Annotated in this window: 1 rRNA gene; it reads left to right on the forward strand. The window is 56.2% G+C overall.

The annotated features are described in order from the left end of the window. Positions 1-626 (forward strand): 23S ribosomal RNA (locus IE252_RS42905); the annotation flags it as partial.

The following is a 626-nucleotide window of genomic DNA, read 5'->3' on the forward strand; positions in this document are numbered from 1 at the left end:
CGTCGTGACTGCGTGCCTTTTGAAGAATGAGCCTGCGAGTTAGCGGTGTGTAGCGAGGTTAACCCGTGTGGGGAAGCCGTAGCGAAAGCGAGTCCGAACAGGGCGATATAGTTGCACGCTCTAGACCCGAAGCGGAGTGATCTAGCCATGGGCAGGTTGAAGCGGAGGTAAGACTTCGTGGAGGACCGAACCCACCAGGGTTGAAAACCTGGGGGATGACCTGTGGTTAGGGGTGAAAGGCCAATCAAACTCCGTGATAGCTGGTTCTCCCCGAAATGCATTTAGGTGCAGCGTCGTGTGTTTCTTGCCGGAGGTAGAGCACTGGATAGGCGATGGGCCCTACCGGGTTACTGACCTTAGCCAAACTCCGAATGCCGGTAAGTGAGAGCGCGGCAGTGAGACTGTGGGGGATAAGCTCCATGGTCGAGAGGGAAACAGCCCAGAGCATCGACTAAGGCCCCTAAGCGTACGCTAAGTGGGAAAGGATGTGGAGTCGCAGAGACAACCAGGAGGTTGGCTTAGAAGCAGCCACCCTTGAAAGAGTGCGTAATAGCTCACTGGTCAAGTGATTCCGCGCCGACAATGTAGCGGGGCTCAAGCGTACCGCCGAAGTCGTGTCATTGCAG

This window comes from Streptomyces melanogenes (genome assembly GCF_014649795.1).
Taxonomy (GTDB): Bacteria; Actinomycetota; Actinomycetes; order Streptomycetales; family Streptomycetaceae; genus Streptomyces; species Streptomyces noboritoensis.